This is a genomic window from Pseudomonas sp. R19M (genome assembly GCF_050312585.1).
In the GTDB taxonomy this organism is placed as follows: domain Bacteria; phylum Pseudomonadota; class Gammaproteobacteria; order Pseudomonadales; family Pseudomonadaceae; genus Aquipseudomonas; species Aquipseudomonas palleroniana.
The window spans coordinates 1-19,007 of sequence record NZ_JBNPJV010000061.1 but is presented as its reverse complement, the minus strand read 5'-3'; the positions used below and the strand labels follow the sequence as shown (position 1 = coordinate 19,007).

The 19,007-nt window shown below is 61.1% G+C and carries 18 protein-coding genes; 8 read left to right on the top strand and 10 right to left on the bottom strand.

The window, feature by feature from the left end; all coding sequences use genetic code 11:
• Window positions 1–150 precede the first annotated feature (150 nt).
• The gene (locus ACQRBT_RS12250; protein ID WP_060754401.1) at window positions 151–531 is read left to right on the top strand and encodes a lysozyme inhibitor LprI family protein; all 381 of its coding nucleotides are present in this window, start codon (window positions 151–153) and stop codon (window positions 529–531) included.
• Here the strand turns inward: ACQRBT_RS12250 and ACQRBT_RS12245 are convergent, their stop codons facing one another.
• From ACQRBT_RS12245 to ACQRBT_RS12230, 4 genes are all read right to left on the bottom strand, one after another.
• Entirely contained in the window at window positions 532–1,977 is a 1,446-nt protein-coding gene (locus ACQRBT_RS12245; protein ID WP_412046713.1) for a SulP family inorganic anion transporter, read from the bottom strand.
• A 195-nt stretch (window positions 1,978–2,172) separates the two neighbouring features.
• Entirely contained in the window at window positions 2,173–3,066 is an 894-nt protein-coding gene (locus tag ACQRBT_RS12240) for an NAD-dependent epimerase/dehydratase family protein (protein ID WP_412046712.1), read from the bottom strand.
• Window positions 3,067–3,170: 104 nt separating this feature from the next.
• Window positions 3,171–4,067 (bottom strand): LysR family transcriptional regulator, encoded by an 897-nt coding sequence (locus ACQRBT_RS12235; RefSeq protein ID WP_060754404.1) that lies wholly within the window; start codon window positions 4,065–4,067, stop codon window positions 3,171–3,173.
• 63 nt (window positions 4,068–4,130) lie between these two features.
• The gene (locus tag ACQRBT_RS12230; protein ID WP_412046711.1) at window positions 4,131–4,895 is read right to left on the bottom strand and encodes a sulfite exporter TauE/SafE family protein; all 765 of its coding nucleotides are present in this window, start codon (window positions 4,893–4,895) and stop codon (window positions 4,131–4,133) included.
• An 82-nt stretch (window positions 4,896–4,977) separates the two neighbouring features.
• Between ACQRBT_RS12230 and ACQRBT_RS12225 the strand changes: the two genes are divergently transcribed.
• A complete protein-coding gene (locus ACQRBT_RS12225) occupies window positions 4,978–5,874 on the top strand; it encodes a LysR substrate-binding domain-containing protein (protein ID WP_060754406.1) in 897 nt (298 codons plus the stop codon).
• On the opposite strand, the gene ACQRBT_RS12220 is transcribed toward ACQRBT_RS12225, so the two are convergent.
• Complete coding sequence (locus ACQRBT_RS12220) at window positions 5,820–7,226, bottom strand: amino acid permease (protein WP_060754407.1); 1,407 nt, start codon at window positions 7,224–7,226, stop codon at window positions 5,820–5,822. The two genes, ACQRBT_RS12225 and ACQRBT_RS12220, sit on opposite strands and share 55 nt — an antisense overlap.
• 164 nt (window positions 7,227–7,390) lie before the next feature.
• Window positions 7,391–8,641: a kynureninase gene (gene kynU / locus ACQRBT_RS12215; protein ID WP_412046710.1), complete on the bottom strand. Its 1,251-nt coding sequence runs from the start codon at window positions 8,639–8,641 to the stop codon at window positions 7,391–7,393.
• A gap of 144 nt (window positions 8,642–8,785) precedes the next feature.
• Here kynU and ACQRBT_RS12210 point away from each other — a divergent pair, with 144 nt between their 5' ends.
• Window positions 8,786–9,259 carry an Lrp/AsnC family transcriptional regulator gene (locus ACQRBT_RS12210; RefSeq protein WP_060754409.1) on the top strand — a complete coding sequence of 158 codons (474 nt, stop codon included), beginning with the start codon at window positions 8,786–8,788 and terminating at the stop codon, window positions 9,257–9,259.
• 123 nt (window positions 9,260–9,382) lie between these two features.
• On the opposite strand, the gene catA is transcribed toward ACQRBT_RS12210, so the two are convergent.
• The 3 genes from catA to ACQRBT_RS12195 are packed head-to-tail and all read right to left on the bottom strand — an operon-like array spanning window position 9,383 to window position 11,785.
• A complete protein-coding gene (gene catA / locus ACQRBT_RS12205) occupies window positions 9,383–10,312 on the bottom strand; it encodes a catechol 1,2-dioxygenase (protein WP_060754410.1) in 930 nt (309 codons plus the stop codon).
• Between the two features lie 42 nt (window positions 10,313–10,354).
• A complete protein-coding gene (gene catC, locus ACQRBT_RS12200) occupies window positions 10,355–10,645 on the bottom strand; it encodes a muconolactone Delta-isomerase (protein ID WP_060754411.1) in 291 nt (96 codons plus the stop codon).
• Between the two features lie 12 nt (window positions 10,646–10,657).
• Complete coding sequence (locus ACQRBT_RS12195) at window positions 10,658–11,785, bottom strand: muconate cycloisomerase family protein (RefSeq protein WP_060754412.1); 1,128 nt, start codon at window positions 11,783–11,785, stop codon at window positions 10,658–10,660.
• A gap of 114 nt (window positions 11,786–11,899) precedes the next feature.
• Between ACQRBT_RS12195 and ACQRBT_RS12190 the strand changes: the two genes are divergently transcribed.
• A complete protein-coding gene (locus ACQRBT_RS12190; protein WP_060754413.1) occupies window positions 11,900–12,778 on the top strand; it encodes a LysR family transcriptional regulator in 879 nt (292 codons plus the stop codon).
• Window positions 12,779–12,884: 106 nt separating this feature from the next.
• Here ACQRBT_RS12190 and ACQRBT_RS12185 read toward each other — a convergent pair whose 3' ends face one another.
• Window positions 12,885–13,865 carry an AraC family transcriptional regulator gene (locus ACQRBT_RS12185; protein WP_060754436.1) on the bottom strand — a complete coding sequence of 327 codons (981 nt, stop codon included), beginning with the start codon at window positions 13,863–13,865 and terminating at the stop codon, window positions 12,885–12,887.
• 324 nt (window positions 13,866–14,189) lie between these two features.
• Between ACQRBT_RS12185 and antA the strand changes: the two genes are divergently transcribed.
• The 4 genes from antA to ACQRBT_RS12165 all read left to right on the top strand — a co-directional run bounded on the left by antA (window position 14,190) and on the right by ACQRBT_RS12165 (window position 18,685).
• Window positions 14,190–15,581, top strand: coding sequence for an anthranilate 1,2-dioxygenase large subunit (gene antA, locus ACQRBT_RS12180; protein ID WP_060754414.1), 1,392 nt, complete (start codon window positions 14,190–14,192; stop codon window positions 15,579–15,581).
• The gene (gene antB / locus ACQRBT_RS12175; protein ID WP_060754415.1) at window positions 15,581–16,072 is read left to right on the top strand and encodes an anthranilate 1,2-dioxygenase small subunit; all 492 of its coding nucleotides are present in this window, start codon (window positions 15,581–15,583) and stop codon (window positions 16,070–16,072) included. The genes antA and antB overlap by 1 nt, the downstream gene beginning before the upstream one ends.
• Before the next feature lie 131 nt (window positions 16,073–16,203).
• Window positions 16,204–17,211 (top strand): anthranilate 1,2-dioxygenase electron transfer component AntC, encoded by a 1,008-nt coding sequence (gene antC, locus ACQRBT_RS12170; protein WP_412046709.1) that lies wholly within the window; start codon window positions 16,204–16,206, stop codon window positions 17,209–17,211.
• A gap of 70 nt (window positions 17,212–17,281) precedes the next feature.
• On the top strand, window positions 17,282–18,685 hold the full coding sequence (locus tag ACQRBT_RS12165) for an amino acid permease (RefSeq protein WP_060754417.1): 1,404 nt from the start codon (window positions 17,282–17,284) through the stop codon (window positions 18,683–18,685).
• Window positions 18,686–19,007: the final 322 nt, after the last annotated feature.

Genomic DNA, 19,007 nt, shown 5'->3' with positions numbered 1-19,007 from the left:
CGGATAAGCGCCGTCGCGTTGGGACATGCCCAACACCCGTGCATGAAAATCCGGGGGGTGTTCTTACATGAAGATCAGAGAACAACGGAAACTCAAGCGCCCGCCCCAAGTCATAGAATGCGCATTCACTCACGCCCAGGAAAACCGACCATGATTCGCCCATCCCTCGCCGCCGGCGCCCTGCTGCTCGCCCTGTGCGGCACAGCTTCAGCTGCCGATAACGCCGTGTTGAACAAGTGCATGGACAGCGCCAACACCACCGCCGACATGGTCGGTTGCAATACCCAGGCTGCCAAAGTGCAGGACGAACGCCTGAACAGAGCTTACAAGACTGCGCTTGCCGCTCAGGACGGCCCACGTAAACAGCAACTGCAAGACGTGCAGCGCCTGTGGATAAAGTACCGTGACGCCAATTGCGCCTTCGCCGGCAGCGCAACCGGCGGCAGCATCGATCAGGTCAATGGCTCGGGCTGCGTGGTGGACATGACCCAGACCCGCGCCCAGGAATTGGAAGACCTGGTCGGGCCTTGATCAATCCGGTTGAACGCGGGCACGCTTGAGCAGCTTCTTGCAGCGCTCCGACAAATGCAGCACCCGCAGGTGCTTGCCCGCCTTGGCGTAACGCTCGCGCAAAGTCATCAACGCGGCAATCGCCGAATAGTCGACAAAGCTCAGGTGACGGCAATCCAGCGTCACCTGGGCCGGGTCATTGGCCGGGTCGAACTGGTTCAGAAACGGCGTGGTCGAGGCGAAAAACAATGTGCCGTGCAGGCGGTAGAGTTTGCTGCCATCGGCCTCCAGCGACTCATCGGCGTACAGCTCACGCGCCTGTTGCCAGGCGAAGTTGAGCGCCGCAATCACAATGCCGCATAACACAGCGGTCGCCAGGTCAGTGAACACCGTGATCACCGTCACCGCGAGAATCACCAGCACATCGTTGAACGGCACCTTGTTGATCACCCGCAGCGACGCCCAGGCGAAGGTCTGCTGGGACACCACGAACATCACCCCGACCAGCGCCGCCAGCGGAATCCGCTCGATCAACGGCGACAGAAACAGAATGAACAACAGGATCATCACCCCGGCAAACACGCCGGAAAACCGCCCGCGCCCGCCCGAGCTGAGGTTGATCACGGTTTGCCCGATCATCGCGCAACCGCCCATGCCGCCGAACAGTCCCGAGACCATATTCGCGGCGCCCAGGGCCACGCTTTCGCGGTCAGGGTAGCCACGGGTTTCGGTGATTTCGTCGGTGAGGTTCAGGGTCAGCAGGGTCTCCAGCAGCCCGACCATGGCCATCAGGAACGCATAGGGCGCGATGATGCCGAGGGTTTGCAGGGTCCAGGGGATTTGCGGCAGCGCAAAGGTCGGCAGGCCGCCGGCAATGTGGGCCATGTCGCCCAATGTGCGCGTCGGCAGGCCAAGCAGGTACACCGCCAGGCCCACGCCAAGAATCGCCACCAAGGCAGGCGGCACCGCGCGGGTCAGGCGTGGCAACAGATAGACGATGGTCATGGTGACCAGCACCAGCCCCGCCATCACGTACAACGGTGTGCCGCTGAGCCAGGTGTCACCGCTCTTGAAGTGCTCCAACTGCGCCAGCGCGATGATGATCGCCAAGCCGTTGACGAAGCCGAGCATCACCGGGTGCGGCACCATGCGCACCAGCTTGCCCAGGCGCAGGACGCCAAAGGCAATCATGATCAGCCCGCCCAGCAACACCGTCGCCAGCAGGTACTCCACGCCGTGCTGCACCACCAGTGCGACGATCACCACCGCCATTGAGCCGGCGGCGCCCGAGACCATACCCGGCCGGCCGCCGAACAACGCGGTGAGGGTGCAGATGATAAAGGCGCCGTAGAGCCCCATCAGCGGGTTGAGGTGGGCCACCAGGGCAAAGGCGATGCATTCGGGCAACAGCGCAAAAGACGTGGTGAGGCCGGCCAGGGCATCGGCGCGCAGACGGGAGAGCTTCATGAGGTACCAGGGCATTGCGGGGATAAGGCGGGGAATGGTACGGAAATGAGGCGGGTGGGGATAGCCTTATGGACCGAGTCGTGCCTATCGGGAGCAAGCCCCCTCCCACAATTGCCTGCATTCCAGAGTTGGAACGCGGTCAACTGTGGGAGGGGGCTTGCTCCCGATAGGCAGCGACACGGTATCAAACGAACATCAAACCATCTCGTGGCGAATCCACTCGATTACCGACTGACGCTTGGGCTCCCATCCCAACAACTCACGGGCCTGTTTGCCCCGCACCCGGCTGTTGGAGCCCAGGCCATAGTTGGCCATTTCATAGCCCCACTCGGCTTCAGCTTCGGCCAATGGCCAATCCTGGGGTTGACCCAGCTTCAGGGCTTCGGCCATGGCGCGGGTCATGTCGGCAAACGCCGCTTCGCCGCTTTCTACAAAGTAGAAAGTGCCCGGTACGTTCCGGGTCAGGGCCAGCAGGTACAGGGCCACCACGTCTTCAATATGCACGTTGGACCAAATGTTCTGCCCCGGGCCGACATGGCGCACCACCCCACTCTTGCGCGCCTGCTTGAGCAAACGCGGCAATTGCACGCTGTCACGCTTCACGCCCAGGCTGTGTCCGTAGATCAGGGTGTTGCAGATCACCGCCGAGTTGACGCCCTCGTGGGCGGCAGCGAGGATCAGATTGTCGATGGCCACCCGCGCGGCCTTGTCGACCGTCGGCTCCGGCAGGTTGTCTTCAAAATAGATCACATCGCTGGCCTTGCCGCCCGACGCATCACCCACGATGCTCGAACCGCTGGTGTGCAGGAACGGCTTGTTCGAGCCTTTCAAGGCGGCGAGCAACGTTTCTACAGCGCCACGATGGTCGCTGCTGGCGGCGTTGATCACCGCATCCGCTTGCCGGGCTTGCGCGGTCAACAGCGCGGCATCCTCGAGCGTGCCGATCACCGGGGTGATGCCCAGGGCGGTCAGTTCAGCCGCCTGTTCGGCGCTGCGTACCAGACCGGTCACGGTGTGGCCGGCCTTGACCAGGCCGGTGGCGATGGAGCCGCCGATAAAACCGGCTGCACCGGTTACGAATACGTTCATGGAGTGTGCTCCTGACGAGATCAATGTGGGAGCCAGTATCTGCCCCCCCCTCCCCGTCGAATAAGCCCTCCGCACCCAATTCACTCTTGCGCTCAAGTCACGAATCAGCGGGCATACCGCGCCAGCTTGGCCTGGATAAAGTCCAGGAAGCACTGGATGCGCAGCGCCAGTTGCGAGTTGCGGTAAAACACCGCGTTGATCGGCTGGCGGTAACCACTGTTGAATGTTTCCAGCACCGGCACCAGGCGCCCGGCGTGGATGTCTTCGAAGGTCATGAAGTTGGACAGGCAGCAAATGCCCTGCCCTTCCAGCGCCAGATGCCGCAGGGTCTCGCCGCTGGAGGCGGCGATGCCGGGTCGGATCAGCCAGCGGTCGCCTTCCACGTGGCGCAGCGGCCAATGGTTGAGGGTTTCGGTCTGGGTGAACCCCAGCAAGGTGTGATCCGCCAATTCGGCCACCGTGCTCGGTGTGCCGTACTGCTTGAGGTAGGTGGGGCTGGCCAGGATGTGCAACGGCGACCAGCCCAGGGAGCGCGCATGCAGGGTCGAATCGGCCAGCGTACCGATGCGGATGGCAATGTCGGTGCTCTGTTCCAGCAGGTCGATGATCAGATCATCGCTGTTCAGTTCCAGCTGGATATCGGGGTAGAGGCTGCGAAACTCGGCGATGTACGGCAATATCCCATGCAGCATGAACGGTACGGCAGCATTGATGCGCAAGCGCCCGGCAGGTTTTTTCTGGCGTGACGACAGGCGTTCTTCCAACTCATCCATCTGCGCCAGGATCACCTTGGCCTGCTCAAAGAAGTACTTGCCCTCTTCGGTCAGGTCCATGCGCCGCGTGGTGCGATTGATCAGCGTCGTCTCGAGCTTGGCTTCCAGGCGCGACAGGGTGCGGCTGACCGCCGACGGCGTCTGCCCGACCTGCTCCGCCGCAGCGGAAATCGAGCCGCATTCAATCACGCTGACGAAGGTTTGTAGCTCATCGGATCGGGCTTTCACAGACTGTCCTCTTTTCGGGTCCCTGCAAAAATACCCTTAACGGGAACGCACGAATAAGCCTTTTCAACCGCCAACCAGCAAATGACCGCCCAATAGCGCCATGCCGACAAAAAACACGCGCTTGAACACCGCCGCACTGATGCGTTGGCGCACGACCTGGCCGAGCCACATCCCCAGCAACGCAGGCACCATGGCCAACAGTGACGCATTGATTTCCCCAGCGCCCAACGTGCCACGCCAAAGCAGCCCGGCCGCCAGTGCCAGTGTAGAAACGCTGAACGACAGCCCCAGCGCCTGCACCAGTTGATCGCGATTCAAGCCCATGGCCTGCAGATACGGCACCGCCGGGATCACGAAGACGCCAGTGGCCGAAGTGATGACGCCGGTGATCAGCCCACACACCGGGCCCAGCCAGCGTTCGGTCTCGGGCTTGACCTTGAACGTGGGCAAGCACAACCCGCTCAGTGCATACACCAGCAACGCAGCGCCCAACGCACGCACCGCCCCATGGCCACCGTCCATTCTCAGCCACTGCGTGCCGAGCCCGGTGCCGAGGAAAATCAGTAGCAGCATCGGCCACAGGCGCTTGAGCAAGCCACTCAAATGGCCGCCAAAGGCCAGTTGCCAGAGGTTGGTCACCATTGAGGGAATGATCAGCAATGCCGCAGCCTGTGTCGGTAACATAGCCAGGCCGAGCAATCCCATGGCCACCGTGGGCAGCCCGAGGCCGATCACGCCCTTGACGGTACCGGCCAGCAAAAACGTGCCAGCTACCCACAACGTCAGGGCCGGGCCTATGTTCTGGTAGAACGCGAGGAAAGTATTCATGCCGCGATTGTGGCGTTTTCCGAGCTGGCCGAAAATTCGCCATATACTGAGGCAGACTCTTGTTTTGCCGTAGGCACATGCCATGCACTTTGACCTGATCGACCTGCGCCTCTACTTGCATATCCTCGACACCGGCAATATCACCGCAGGCGCGGCGCGCAGCCATTTATCGCTGGCGGCGGCCAGCGCACGCATCCGCGCGATGGAAGCGTCGCTGGGGATCGCGTGCCTTGAGCGCGGCCGTCGCGGTGTCACGCCCACCGCCGCCGGCAAAGCCCTGGCCCGGCATGCCCGCTTGCTGTTGCAACAGGCCGAGCACTTGCAACAGGACCTGGCGGAATACGCCAAGGGGATCAAGGGCCAGGTGCGCCTGTTGTGCAACACCACGGCCCTGAGCGAATACCTGCCGGAATTGCTGGCGGACTTTTTGCGCGAACACCCCAACCTCGAGATCGACCTGCAGGAACTGCCGAGCCTGCGTATCACCCAGTCCTTGCGCCAAGGCACGGCAGACCTGGGGATCATCTCCGACGCCGTGGATACCCATGGCCTGCAAACCCTGGCGTTTCGCGATGACCCGCTGGTGTTGATCCTGCCCCTCGAGCATCCCTTGGCAGCCGGCACCGTGAGTTTTATCGACAGCCTGCAACACGACTTCGTCGGCCTGAGCGCCGACAGCGCGCTGTCGATCTACCTGGAGGAACAGGCGCTGCACAGCGGGTTTCGCTTGCAGACGCGCATCCGTGCCGAAGGGTTTGAGGGGGTGATGCGCATGGTCGCCCGCGGTGCCGGCCTGGGCATCGTGCCCCAGGCCGCCCTGGACCGCTGGCCGTCGCAACATCGCTTCAAGGCCCAACCATTGCGAGAAGCGTGGGCCTGCCGACAGCTGCTGCTGTGCGCACGCTCGTTCGAACATCTACCGGGTTACGCCAAGGCTTTGTTCGATGCCTTGGCCCTGCCCTTGCGGAAAAACCCGTAGTACACCGCCGACAGAATCAGCAGGAACGGCACGCCGAACACCAGGGTCATCTTGAACGCCTCGGTGAAGTACGTGGTGATCATCACCGCCCCCATCAGCACCAGGCCCAGCAAAGTGCTGTAGGGAAAAAGCCGCAGTTGGAACGACAGCTTCGGCCCGCCATGGCGTTGGCGATAGCGGCGGAAGAACAGGTGCGTGAGGAAGATCATGAACCAGGTGAAGATCGCACCGAACATCGAAATCGCCATCATCAGGGTGAACGAGCTTTCCGGGTACACCACGTTCAACAAGGTCGCCAAGGCAATCCCCGAGCTGGACAACAGCAAGGCATTCAGCGGAATGCCGCTCTTGCTCAACGCCCCCATGGACTTGGGGGCAAACCCTGCACGGGACAGGCTGAACAGCATGCGCGTGGTGATGTAGAGCTGGCTGTTCATCGCCGACAGCGCCGCGATCAGGATCACGAAATTCATCACGCCGGTGGCGCCGGGAATACCGATGGTCTGCATCACCGTGACAAACGGACTCTGGGTTTGCCCGGCCTGGCTCCACGGCACGATGGCAAGCATCAGGGCCAGGGTCAGCAGATAGAACACCACCAGGCGCACGATGGTCGCACGGAAGGCCTTTTTCACTGCCTGCTCGGGGTCTGCCGCTTCACCGGCGGCGACTGCGATCATCTCCACGCTCAAATAGCTGAAGATCGACACGATCACCGCGATCCACATACCGCTCAGGCCATGCGGGAAAAAACCGTCGTGAGACGTGTAGTTGTGCACGCCGTATTCCGGGTTGCCGGAGCCGAACACCACGTACACCGCAAGGATGATGAAGCCGACGATGGCGCTGATCTTGATCGTCGAGAACCAGTACTCGAAGTTGCCGAAGGTTTTCACGCTGATCGCATTGAGCAGGATCAGCACACTGGAAAACGACACGATCCACACCCACTCTGGCACATTGGCGAACCAGTACTTCATGTACATCGCCACCGCAGTGACCTCGGCACCCACCGCCAGCACAATCGCCGCCCAGTACGCATAGCGCACGAGGAAACCGGCCAGCGGGCTGATGTAGAACTCGGCATAGGCGCCAAAGGAGCCCGAGGTGGAATGAGCCACCGTCATCTCCGCCAGGCAGCCCATCAACAGCAAGGTGATCAACGCGCCGATGGCGTAGCTCACCAGCACACTGGGCCCGGCGTAGCCGATGGCATAGGCGCTGCCCATGAACAGCCCGGTGCCGATGGCGCCACCGATGGCGATCATGCTCATCTGGCCGGAGGTGAGCTGGCGCCTCAGGCCCAGTTCGCGGTGGGTGATCTCTGCAAAGCCGTGGTCTGGCGTGGTCACGTGGTGTGCCCCTTTATTATTGTGATTGCACAGTGGGTGTGGTGTTGGCGCAGTTACTGTGGAAGGGGGCTTGCTCCCGATGGCGGTCTGAAGTCAAAGCATTGGGTGACTGACACACCGCTATCGGGAGCAAGCCCCCTCCCACATTTAGACCTGCATGCCTGTCAGGTGACGCTGTTGCGCACCTTGAATTGCGGCTGGTCCCAGGTGCGGTTGTCGAGGATTTCGCCAAGGATCTGCACGGCGTCAAATACCTCGGTAAAGCCGGTGTAAAGCGGGGTAAACCCAAAGCGCATGATGCGCGGCTCGCGGTAATCACCGATCACGCCACGGGCGATCAACGCCTGGATCACCGCATAGCCTTCTGGGTGTTCGAAACTCACATGGCTGCCACGCCGGGCATGCTCACGGGGCGTGATCAACACCAGGCCGTGGGCGGCGCAACGGGTTTCAACCAATGCGATAAACAGGTCGGTCAACGCCAGGGATTTTTTGCGCAGGCTGGCCATATCGGTCTGGGCAAAAATCTCCAGGCCGCATTCCACCATGGCCAGCGAAGTGATCGGCTGGGTGCCGCACAGATAACGCGCGATGCCGACGCTGGGGGCGTAGGTCGATTCCATGGCGAACTGTCGGGTATGCCCAAACCACCCCGACAACGGCTGGCGCACCACATCCACCAGCGCCGGGTTGACCCACACAAACGCCTGGGAACCCGGCCCACCGTTGAGGTACTTGTAGGTGCAACCAATCGCGTAATCGGCCTCGGCCTGGTGCAGATCAATGGGGACTGCGCCCGCCGAATGAGCCAGGTCCCAGAGGCTCAGCGCACCGCATTCATGGCTCAAGGCCGTGAGCGCCTGCATGTCGTACATGTAGCCGGTCTTGTAGTTGACGTGGGTGAGCATCACCACCGCGACATCCTGGTCGATGGCCTGGGGCAGTTCATCCGGGCTGTTCACCAGGCGTAGGCAATAGCCTTGCTGCAGCAACTCGGCCAGGCCTTCGGCGATATACAAATCGGTCGGGAAGTTACTCACCTCGCTGACGATGACCTTGCGCTGAGGCTGGCGTTGGCGCTGCACGCTCAACGCGGCGCTGAGCACCTTGAACAAGTTGATGGACGTGGTATCGGTGATCGCCACTTCGCCATCCCGTGCACCGATCAATGGTGCCAGGCGATCGCCCAGACGCAGTGACAACTGTGCCCAACCGGCGCTGTTCCAACTGCGAATCAAGCCATCGCCCCATTCCTCGGCGATCACCTGTTGCGCACGCTCAAGGGCCGCCACCGGGCGGGCGCCGAGGGAATTGCCGTCGAGGTAGATCACCCCCGCAGGCAGGGCGAACCGGTTGCGCAACGGGGCAAGGGGATCCTCGGCATCGAGGGCTTGGCAGTGGCTTCGAGTGGTCATGGGCGGTCCTGGTTTTTATAAGTGACGTTGAGCCAAATAATGAACGAAGTTTTAGAGAATTTTCGTGCAAAGTGCCGCGCAACAGGCTAATTAAGCTGTAGGAAATTCGAATTTAACCCCCAAACACGCGGATTTATTCTAAGCATGATTCTCGACGCCACCGACCTGCGCCTCCTGCATTTCCTGCAACAGGATGGCCGTATCAGCAATCAGGAACTGGCGGAAAAAGTCGCGCTGTCGCCGTCCGCCTGCCTGCGCCGTTTGCGCCTGCTGGAGAGCGAGGGAATCATCAGCGGCTACCGCGCCGTATTGAATGCCGAGCGGTTGGGCATCGAGCTGGAGGCCATCGTGCACCTGTCGCTGCGCCAGGATGTGGAGGACTGGCATGAGACGTTCATCAAGAAGGTGCAAGGCTGGCCGGAGGTGGCCAGTGCCTACGTGATTACCGGAGCGAGCAACTATGTGTTGCGCGTGCAGGCGCGCAACCTCAAGCACTTTTCGGACTTTATCGTGAACCACCTGAACCGCACGGCGGGGGTGATGGATATACGTTCGGAGATTGTGTTGCAGAAGATCAAGGATCGGGACGAAGTGCTCGACCTGGTAGTGCGCAAATAACGCCGACAATACAGATCCAATGTGGGAGGGGGCTTGCCCCCGATAGCGGTGCATCAGTCGACATATCAGCCACTGACACACCGCGATCGGGAGCAAGCCCCCTCCCACATTTTTTGACCGCGTTCAGTCTTCCAGGGCACGCACTCGCTGCATGCGCTTTTGCTCTACCGGCGCGGCGGCGGTTTGCAACTCAAAGTCAAAATCAATCTGCGCAAAACGCCCTTCCACACCCAGCTCCCGTGCCAGCTGCGGGTCGTCACTGAAACGGATCTCGGCAATCAACTCGTCGCGTGTCGCATAGGCAAAGTCATCATGCAGGTACGGGTCATCCGACAGGTTGATCTGCGTGGTCAAGTGCCGGTACCCCGGCGCCGAAATGAAGAAGTGAATATGCGCCGGCCGCTGCCCATGACGCCCCAGTTGATCGAGCAACTGCTGAGTCGGGCCGGTCGGTGGGCAGCCGTAGCCGGACGGCACGATGCTGCGAAAACGGTAGTTGCCCTGGGCATCGGTCTCGATGCGCCGGCGCAGGTTGAACTCCGATTGCGTGGGGTCGAACCACGAATAAGTGCCGCCGGTATTGGCCTGCCACACATCCACAATCGCCCCCGCCAGCGGCTTGCCGTCGGTGTCGCGCACCTGCCCGCGCATAAACAGCGGCACCGCGTCATCCAGGCCATCATCCAGCCGTGCTTCGTACTTGCTCAGCGGCGCCCCGGCCACATACAGCGGACCTTCGATGGTGCGCGGCGTACCGCCGGACTTGCCCGCTTGCTCATCGGCAGCGTCCATCAGCAGGTCCAGGTAATGCTCAAGGCCAAGTCCGGCCGCGAGCAAACCGGCCTCCTGGTGCTTGCCCAACTCATTGAGGTAATTGACCGCCTTCCAGAACTCTTCCGGAGTCACTTCCAGGTCTTCGATGATGTTTACGGTGTCGCGCAAAATACGGTAGATCAGGGTCTTGGTGCGCGGGTTGCCGCCGTCATTGAGGTTACCGCTGACTTCTTCAAGAAACTGTTGGGCGTGCAGCGTCTGGGACAGTCGGATGGACATGGTGCATTCCTCATCTTGTAGTTATTCGGTGTAGAAGCAGGCTTAACGGTCGTCGTCATGGATCGACGATGGGTGACGACACAGAGCGTTCACCTCGATCGTCATATAAGGGAACAGCGGCAATTGCATCAGCAGGTCGTGCAGCGCTTGCACGCTGTCGACATCGAACACGCTGTAGTTGGCGTAATGCCCGGCGATCCGCCACAGGTGGCGCCACTGGCCCTCTTGCTGCAGGCGCTGCGCCAAGGCTTTCTCTTCGGCCTTCAAGGCCGCTGCACGTTCGGGGTTCATGTCCAAAGGCAGGTTCACGGTCATTTTTACGTGGAACAACATGGCAGGCGCCTCTTAGTGTTTATCACGACGCGAGAACGCCAGGCGCTCTTCATCGATGGCCAGGCCCAGGCCCGGTGCGGTGGAGACATGCAGTTGGAAATCGCGATACACCGGTGGCTCGGTCAGGATGTCCTCGGTGAGCAGCAGCGGACCGAACAGTTCGGTGCCCCACGCCAACTGGTTCAGCGTGAGAAAGGCATGGGCCGAAGCCAGGGTGCCGATTCCCCCTTCGAGCATGGTGCCGCCATACAGGCCGATACCTGCCGCTTCGGCAATCGCAGCGGTGTGCAATACGGCGCGCGGGCCGCCATTCTTGGCGATCTTCAGGGCGAACACCGAGGCGGCGCCTTCGCGAGCCAGGTTGAAGGAGTCTTCCACACACTCGATAGACTCATCGGCCATGATCGGCGCCGGGCTCGACAGGTTGAGTCGCGCCATGCCCCCACGGTTGTTACGCGAGATCGGTTGTTCGATCAGATCGATACCGTTATCGCCCAGCACCCTGCACGCGCGCAGGGCCACCGCCTCGTCCCAGGCCTGGTTGACGTCGACCCGCACACTGGCACGATCGCCCAGGGCCTTTTTGATCGCGATCACATGGGCCAGGTCACGGTCCACCTCACCCGCGCCGATCTTCAATTTGAACAGGCGATGGCGACGCAGGTCGAGCATCTTCTCGGCCTCGGCAATGTCTTGCTCGGTATTGCCGCTGGCTAGGGTCCAGGCCACCGGCAAGGCATCACGTACACGCCCGCCGAGCAGTTCGCTGACCGGCAGATCGAGGCGTTTGCCGAGGGCGTCGAGCAAGGCCGTTTCGATGCCGGATTTGGCGAAGGTGTTGCCGCGAATGTGGCGTGCAAGGCGCAGCATGGCCGCGTTGATATTGCTCGCGTCCTGGCCGATCAGCAGCGGTGCGAAGTGCCGGTCGATGTTGACCTTGATGCTGTCCGGGCTCTCGTTGCCGTAGCTCAGGCCCCCGATGGTGGTGGCTTCGCCGAGGCCTTCGATACCGTCGCTGCAACGCAGGCGGATGATCACCAGGGTCTGGTTCTGCATCGTGTGCATCGCCAGCTTGTGCGGGCGGATAGTCGGGAGGTCGACGATGATCGTCTCGATCGACTCGATGGTACAAATCGGCATAACTATACCCGCTGGGTTCTTTATGGGTTTGAGCCGATTCTGATGCGCAATTTCACGGGCTTCCAATATAGAATTGGTCTCACGCAATACCCTAAAGGTATCAAAGGAGTCGATATGGAACTGCGTCATCTGCGCTATTTCCGGGTACTGGGTGAAACCCTGAACTTCACCCGCGCCGCCGAACGCCTGCACATTGCCCAACCGCCGCTGAGCCGGCAGATCCAGCAGTTGGAAGATGAGCTGGGCGTGACGCTGCTGGAGCGCGGTCGGCCGCTGCGGCTGACCGAAGCCGGACGGTTTTTCTATGAGCACGCCAAGGTGCTGCTGGAGCAGTTGAACACGGTCTGCGACAACACGCGGCGCATCGGCCTGGGCGAGAAAACCTGGCTGGGCATCGGCTTTGCACCGTCGACCCTGTATGGCGTGCTGCCGGAATTGATCCGCCGGCTGCGCAATCACGAGACGCTGGAACTGGAGCTGGGGCTGTCGGAGATGACCACCTTGCAGCAGGTCGAAGCCCTCAAGGCAGGGCGCATTGATGTGGGTTTCGGGCGTATTCGCATCGACGACCCGGCCATCGTCCAGCGTGTGCTGGTGGAAGATAGGCTGGTGGCCGTGCTGCCGGCCGGCCACCCGTTGCTCGACGCGCCCGCGACCCTCGCTCAATTGGCCGCCGAGCCTTTCGTGCTCTACCCCGGCAACCCGCGCCCCAGCTATGCCGACCATGTGATCGCACTGTTCGACGCGCAGGGTTTGAGTCTCAAGGTTGCGCAATGGACCAACGAACTGCAGACCGCCATCGGCCTGGTCGGCGCAGGCATGGGCGTGACGCTGGTACCGGCCTCGGTGCAGGTGCTGCACCGCGCCGATATCGGCTACACACCGATAGTGGAAAGCACCGCGACCTCGCCGATCATTCTCAGCCGCCGGGTGAATGACCAGTCGCCTGGGCTCAGTCATTGCCTGCAACTGGTGGAAGCGTTGACAAACTAATGTGGGAGGGGGCTTGCTCCCGATAGCGGTGGTTCAGTCAACGCTGTATCGACTGGTACCCCGCCATCGGGAGCAAGCCTCCTCTCACATTGGATCTTCATGGGCTTCATAGACTGCGCAGCCGCTTGCGCTGCTGGGTCTGGCTCGGCGACTCATCGAACAGCTTGCGGTACTGCGCCGCAAACCGCCCCAGGTGGGTGAAGCCCCAGCCCAGGGCGATTTCGGAAATGGTGCGGGTAGCGCCGTGTTCGAGGATTTCCTGGCGCACCGCGCCCAGCCGGTATTTTTTCAGATAGGCCATGGGCGACAGGGCGAAGTACTTGCGGAACGCGTCGAACAGCTTGAACCGGGAGACACCTGCGGCGGTTTCCAGGTCTTCCAGGTGCACTGCTTCGCGGGCATTGTCGTGGATGTATTGCCGCGCACGGATCAGATAGTGCGGCAGTTTCACCCCGAGCACGTCGCGCAATTCTTCGGAGTAATTATTCGGCTGGGCCAGGATCAACCCCTTGATCAACGAGCTTTCCAGGTCCCGGGTAAACGCCGTCTGCTCATACAATTCGCTGCTGTGCTCCAGCTCCGCAATGAAGTAGCGCGCCATGCGCCACCAGGATGCCGAGGCGCCCTCCACCGCGTCCATCACCGACTCAAAACGCAGCGGTGCCTCAATCGGCCGTTGCAGCAGCCCCTCCAGCGACTCACTCATCGCCGCCCGCGTAATCACGACCTGCAACTTGCGGCAATCACCGGAAATCGCCAGTACCTGATGCTCGTTGGGCGAGATGATCACCCCTTGGTCGCGATTGGAGCTCAGGCGCTCACCGTTCTTGCTCAACTCTTGCTCGCCCACCAATGGCAGGCTGAGGCTATAGCTGCTGAAGTGCTCGGCGTCTTCGATGTCGATAGTCACATCCGTGCCGTATTCGATCACGCCCAGGGTGGTGGCGCGGGACTTGAGCACATTGGCGCTGTGATGGAAGCGCAGGCGTTCGGGCGTGGCCGTCACCAGGCGATGCGGCCCGCAAATACCGGACATCCAGCTGCGGGCGCCTTCCAGGTCGAAGCGTTGAATCGTTTGGCTGCTCATCAGGGTGCACCCACGGCGGTTAGGCATTTGCGCGCTCTGGCGGCGCGTCGTTGTGGTTTGACAGCAAGTAATGCGCCACGCCCGCTCAATTGCCAGCGGGTGGATAGCAATGGACGACTAAGTGGATAAGCGGTCGGCTTTTGCGACCATCGCCCTGCAAGACAGTAGCGCATCCCGTCACCGCCATGCACCGGGTTGGGTATTTGCTGCCCACTTATCCGGGGCAATTTTCCGGAGCAGGTTCCCCCATTAAGCGGATAGCCCACGCCCTGCCCTGCTGCCTCTAATAAACCACCGATTAGCCCTATCAAAAAGGTGCCTCCCATGAGTGGTGCAAGAAGCGTCGAGCAGTGGAAAACATTTATTGAAGGCTGCCTGGATTTTCGCCCGGTGGATGAAGTGTTCCGCATTGCCCGCGACATGTTCACCGAGCCGCAACTGTTCGACCTGGAGATGGAACTGATCTTCGAAAAGAACTGGATCTATGCCTGCCACGAAAGCGAACTGGCCAACAACCACGACTTCGTGACGATGCGCGCCGGGCGCCAGCCGATGATCATCACCCGCGACGGCGAAGGCCAGCTCAATGCACTGATCAACGCCTGCCAGCATCGCGGCACGACCCTGACGCGGGTCGGCAAAGGCAATCAATCCACCTTCACCTGCCCCTTCCATGCCTGGTGCTACAAGAGCGACGGCCGGTTGGTGAAGGTCAAGGCGCCAGGGGAATACCCGGAGGGTTTCGACAAGGCCACGCGCGGACTGAAAAAGGCACGTATCGAGAGCTACAAGGGCTTCGTGTTTATCAGCCTGGACGTGAATGGCAGCGACAGCCTGGAAGACTTCCTCGGCGATGCCAAAGTGTTCTTCGACATGATGGTCGCCCAGTCGGCCACCGGGGAGCTGGAAGTGCTGCCGGGCAAGTCCGCCTATACCTATGACGGCAACTGGAAGCTGCAGAACGAGAACGGCCTGGACGGTTATCACGTCAGCACCGTGCACTACAACTACGTGGCCACGGTGCAGCATCGCCAACAAGTGAATACCGAGAACGGCAGCGGGTCTGCCGCCACCCTGGACTACAGCAAGCTCGGTGCCGGCGACGCAAATACCGATGACGGCTGGTTCGCCTTCAACAATGGCCACAGCGTGCTGTTCAGCGATATGCCCAACCCCAGCGTGCGCTCCGGCTACGCCACCATCATGCCGCGCCTGGTGTCCGAACACGGCCAGCAAAAGGCCGAGTGGATGATGCACCGCCTGCGCAACCTGAATATCTACCCGAGCCTGTTCTTCCTCGACCAGATCAGCTCGCAGCTGCGCATCATCCGCCCGGTGGCGTGGAACAAGACCGAGATCATCAGCCAGTGCCTGGGGGTGAAGCACGAGTCTGACGCCGACCGTGAAAACCGCATCCGCCAGTTCGAAGACTTCTTCAACGTGTCCGGCATGGGCACCCCGGATGACCTGGTGGAGTTCCGCGAAGCCCAGCGCGGTTTCCAGGGCCGCCTGGAACGCTGGAGTGATATTTCCCGCGGCAGCCATCGCTGGGAAACCGGGCCTACGCCGAACAGCGAGGCCATCGGCATCCAACCGGCCATGACCGGCACCGAATTTACCCACGAAGGTTTGTATGTGAACCAGCACCGCAACTGGCAGCAGTTCCTGCTCAACGGGCTCGATCAAAAAGCCTTGAAACTGCGGGAGGTGAATTGATGAACGCGCAATTGCAGTACCGGATCGAGCAATTTTTCTACCGCAAGTCCGAACTGTGCGACGCCCAGGATTGGGACGCCTATGTGCAGTTGTTCGACCCGCAAAGCGAATTCCACCTGCCGCAATGGGATTCGGAACACGTCTATACCCGCGACCCCAAGCGGGAGATGTCGTTGATCTATTACGCCAACCGTTCGGGCCTGGAAGACCGCGTGTTCCGCTTGCGTACCGGCAAGGCGGCTTCGGCGACCCCGATGCCACGCACCTTGCACCTGATCAATAACGTGAGGATTGCCGAGCAGGCGGACGGCACGTTGGAGGTGCGCTTGAACTGGCACACGCTGTTCTACCGCCTGGCCACATCGGAGCAGTTTTACGGGCACGCTACATATCGCCTCAAACCCCATGGCGACAGCTGGTTGATCATGCGCAAACACACGTTGCTGCTCAACGACACCATCAACTCGGTGCTGGATTTCTATCACCTCTAACCACGTGTAGTGAGCGGGCTTGCCCCGCGCTGGGCTGCGTAGCGGCCCCAAAAAAACCAGGAGCGCTGCGCACTCCAGCGCGGGGCAAGCCCGCTCACTACAAGTTCGCATGCTGATGTGGAGCACAATGGATGAATCACAAAGTGGCCTTCAGTTTTGCCGACGGCAAGACCTTGTTCTTTCCCGTAGGCGCCCATGAAATCCTGCTGGATGCGGCCTTGCGCAACGGCATCAAGATCCCGCTGGATTGCCGCGAAGGCGTCTGTGGTACCTGCCAGGGACGTTGCGAGTCCGGCGAATACACCCAGGACTATGTGGACGACGAGGCGCTTTCCAGCCTCGACCTGCAACAGCGCAAGATGCTCAGTTGCCAGACCCGGGTGAAGTCCGATGCGACGTTCTATTTCGATTTTGACTCAAGCCTGTGCAACGCTGCGGGGCCGGTGCAGGTGCGCGGCACAGTCAGCGCGGTGCAGCAGGTGTCGGCCAGCACCGCGATCCTGCAGGTGCAGCTTGATCAACATCTGGATTTCCTGCCCGGCCAATACGCCCGCCTGGCGGTGCCCGGCACCGACAGTTGGCGTTCTTACTCTTTCGCCAACCATGCGGGCAAGGCGCTGCAATTCCTGGTGCGCCTGCTGCCGGACGGGGTGATGAGCAACTACTTGCGCGAGCGCTGCCAGGTCGGTGATGAAGTGCTGATGGAAGCGCCCTTGGGGGCGTTCTACCTCAGGCACGTCACTCAGCCGCTGGTGCTGGTAGCCGGCGGTACCGGGCTGTCGGCGTTACTGGGCATGCTCGATGAGCTGGCCGCCAACGGTTGTGAGCAACCAGTGCATCTGTATTACGGTGTGCGCGGCGCCGAAGACTTGTGCGAAGCGGCGCGTATTCAGGGCTATGCCTCGAAAATCGCTGATTTTCGCTACACCGAGGTCTTGAGTGACCCGTCCCCCGAGTGGCCTGGCAAGCGCGGCTACCTCACCGAACATTTCGACCTGGCCGAATTACGGGACAGATCGGCCGATATGTACCTGTGCGGCCCCCCTCCAATGGTCGAATCCATCCAACAATGGCTGACGGATCAGGCGCTTAACGACGTTCAGCTGTATTACGAAAAGTTCACGCAGAGTAATATCTGACCCTCAGTACTTCTGAGGGGCGGATGCGGCGTGCACTTACCCTAAGAAAAACAAGCAGAAGGGAATGTTAATGGCGGATGACATGGTTAACCCGGTGGGCCTCAAGCGTGGCCTGAAGAACCGGCATATTCAGCTGATCGCCTTGGGAGGGGCGATTGGCACGGGGTTGTTCCTCGGCTCGGCCGGGGTACTCAAGTCGGCGGGGCCGTCGATGATCCTCGGTTACGCGATTGCCGGTTTTATCGCATTCCTGATCATGCGCCAGCTCGGCGAGATGATCGTCGAGGAGCCCGTGGCCGGTTCCTTCAGCCACTTCGCGCATAAATACTGGGGCGGTTACGCAGGCTTCCTGGCCGGCTGGAACTACTGGGTGCTCTACGTCCTGGTGGGCATGGCCGAACTGACGGCGGTGGGCAAGTACATCCAGTTCTGGTGGCCCGAGATCCCGACCTGGGTCAGTGCGCTGGTGTTCTTTGTCGCGGTGAACCTGATCAACACCCTGAACGTGAAGTTCTTCGGTGAGGCCGAATTCTGGTTTGCGATCATCAAGGTGGTGGCGATTGTCGGCATGATCGTGCTCGGCTGCTACCTGCTGTTCAGCGGCAGCGGCGGCCCGCAGGCGAGCGTCAGCAATCTGTGGAGCCACGGTGGTTTCTTCCCGAATGGCGGCATGGGGCTGCTGATGTCCATGGCCTTCATCATGTTCTCGTTCGGCGGCCTGGAGTTGGTGGGTATTACCGCCGCCGAAGCCAGTGAGCCGCGCAAGGTAATCCCGAAAGCCATCAACCAGGTGGTGTACCGGATCCTGATTTTCTACGTCGGCGCCCTGACCGTGCTGCTGTCGCTGTACCCCTGGGACCAGCTGCTGCAAACCCTCGGTGCCTCGGGCGATGCCTATAGCGGTAGCCCGTTTGTGCAGATCTTCTCGCTGATCGGCAACGACACGGCCGCGCACATCCTCAACTTCGTGGTGCTGACGGCGGCGCTGTCGGTGTACAACAGCGGTGTGTATTGCAACAGCCGCATGCTGTTCGGCCTGGCCGAGCAAGGCGACGCCCCGAAGTCGCTGATGAAGCTCAACAAGCAAGGCGTGCCGATCCGCGCCCTGGCGATTTCGGCGCTGGTGACGATGCTGTGTGTGGTGGTCAACTACGTCGCCCCGAAAAGTGCTCTGGAGTTGCTGTTTGCGCTGGTGGTTGCCTCGCTGATGATCAACTGGGCGCTGATCAGCATCACCCACATCAAGTTCCGCAAGGCCATGGGTGAACAGGGCCTGACACCGTCGTTCAAGACCTTCTGGTTCCCGTTCAGCAACTACCTGTGCCTGGCGTTCATGGTGATGATCATCAGTGTCATGCTGGCGATTCCAGGGATCAGCGAGTCGGTGTATGCGATGCCGGTGTGGGTGGGGATTATCTACATTGCCTACCGGTTGCGGATCAGAAACGCGAAAGTAGCCGTGACGCAGTCATGATCGTTCCCACGCTCCGCGTGGGAATGCCGCCCAAGACGTTCTGCGTCCGCCTTCAGAGGCGTGACGCGGAGCGTCACAACCTGCGTTCCCACGCAGAGCGTGGGGACGATCAAACGCGAAAGTAGCCGTGGCACAGTCATGATCGTTCCCACGCTCCGCGTGGGAATGCCGCCCAGGACGCTCTGCGTCCGCCTTCAGAGACGTGACGCGGAGCGTCACAGCCTGCGTTCCCACGCAGAGCGTGGGGACGATCAAACGCGAAAGTAGCCGTGGCACAGTCATGATCGTTCCCACGCTCCGCGTGGGAATGCCGCCCAGGACG

Excerpts from the sequence above, each read along its gene's own strand:
- ACQRBT_RS12250 (WP_060754401.1), top strand. The coding sequence starts at position 151 with ATGATTCGCCCATCCCTCGCCGCCGGCGCCCTGCTGCTCGCCCTGTGC.
- ACQRBT_RS12245 (WP_412046713.1), bottom strand. The coding sequence starts at position 1,977 with ATGAAGCTCTCCCGTCTGCGCGCCGATGCCCTGGCCGGCCTCACCACG.
- ACQRBT_RS12240 (WP_412046712.1), bottom strand. The coding sequence starts at position 3,066 with ATGAACGTATTCGTAACCGGTGCAGCCGGTTTTATCGGCGGCTCCATC.
- ACQRBT_RS12230 (WP_412046711.1), bottom strand. The coding sequence starts at position 4,895 with ATGAATACTTTCCTCGCGTTCTACCAGAACATAGGCCCGGCCCTGACG.
- ACQRBT_RS12225 (WP_060754406.1), top strand. The coding sequence starts at position 4,978 with ATGCACTTTGACCTGATCGACCTGCGCCTCTACTTGCATATCCTCGAC.
- kynU (WP_412046710.1), bottom strand. The coding sequence starts at position 8,641 with ATGACCACTCGAAGCCACTGCCAAGCCCTCGATGCCGAGGATCCCCTT.
- ACQRBT_RS12210 (WP_060754409.1), top strand. The coding sequence starts at position 8,786 with ATGATTCTCGACGCCACCGACCTGCGCCTCCTGCATTTCCTGCAACAG.
- catA (WP_060754410.1), bottom strand. The coding sequence starts at position 10,312 with ATGTCCATCCGACTGTCCCAGACGCTGCACGCCCAACAGTTTCTTGAA.
- catC (WP_060754411.1), bottom strand. The coding sequence starts at position 10,645 with ATGTTGTTCCACGTAAAAATGACCGTGAACCTGCCTTTGGACATGAAC.
- ACQRBT_RS12195 (WP_060754412.1), bottom strand. The coding sequence starts at position 11,785 with ATGCCGATTTGTACCATCGAGTCGATCGAGACGATCATCGTCGACCTC.
- ACQRBT_RS12190 (WP_060754413.1), top strand. The coding sequence starts at position 11,900 with ATGGAACTGCGTCATCTGCGCTATTTCCGGGTACTGGGTGAAACCCTG.
- ACQRBT_RS12185 (WP_060754436.1), bottom strand. The coding sequence starts at position 13,865 with ATGAGCAGCCAAACGATTCAACGCTTCGACCTGGAAGGCGCCCGCAGC.
- antA (WP_060754414.1), top strand. The coding sequence starts at position 14,190 with ATGAGTGGTGCAAGAAGCGTCGAGCAGTGGAAAACATTTATTGAAGGC.
- antB (WP_060754415.1), top strand. The coding sequence starts at position 15,581 with ATGAACGCGCAATTGCAGTACCGGATCGAGCAATTTTTCTACCGCAAG.
- antC (WP_412046709.1), top strand. The coding sequence starts at position 16,204 with ATGAATCACAAAGTGGCCTTCAGTTTTGCCGACGGCAAGACCTTGTTC.
- ACQRBT_RS12165 (WP_060754417.1), top strand. The coding sequence starts at position 17,282 with ATGGCGGATGACATGGTTAACCCGGTGGGCCTCAAGCGTGGCCTGAAG.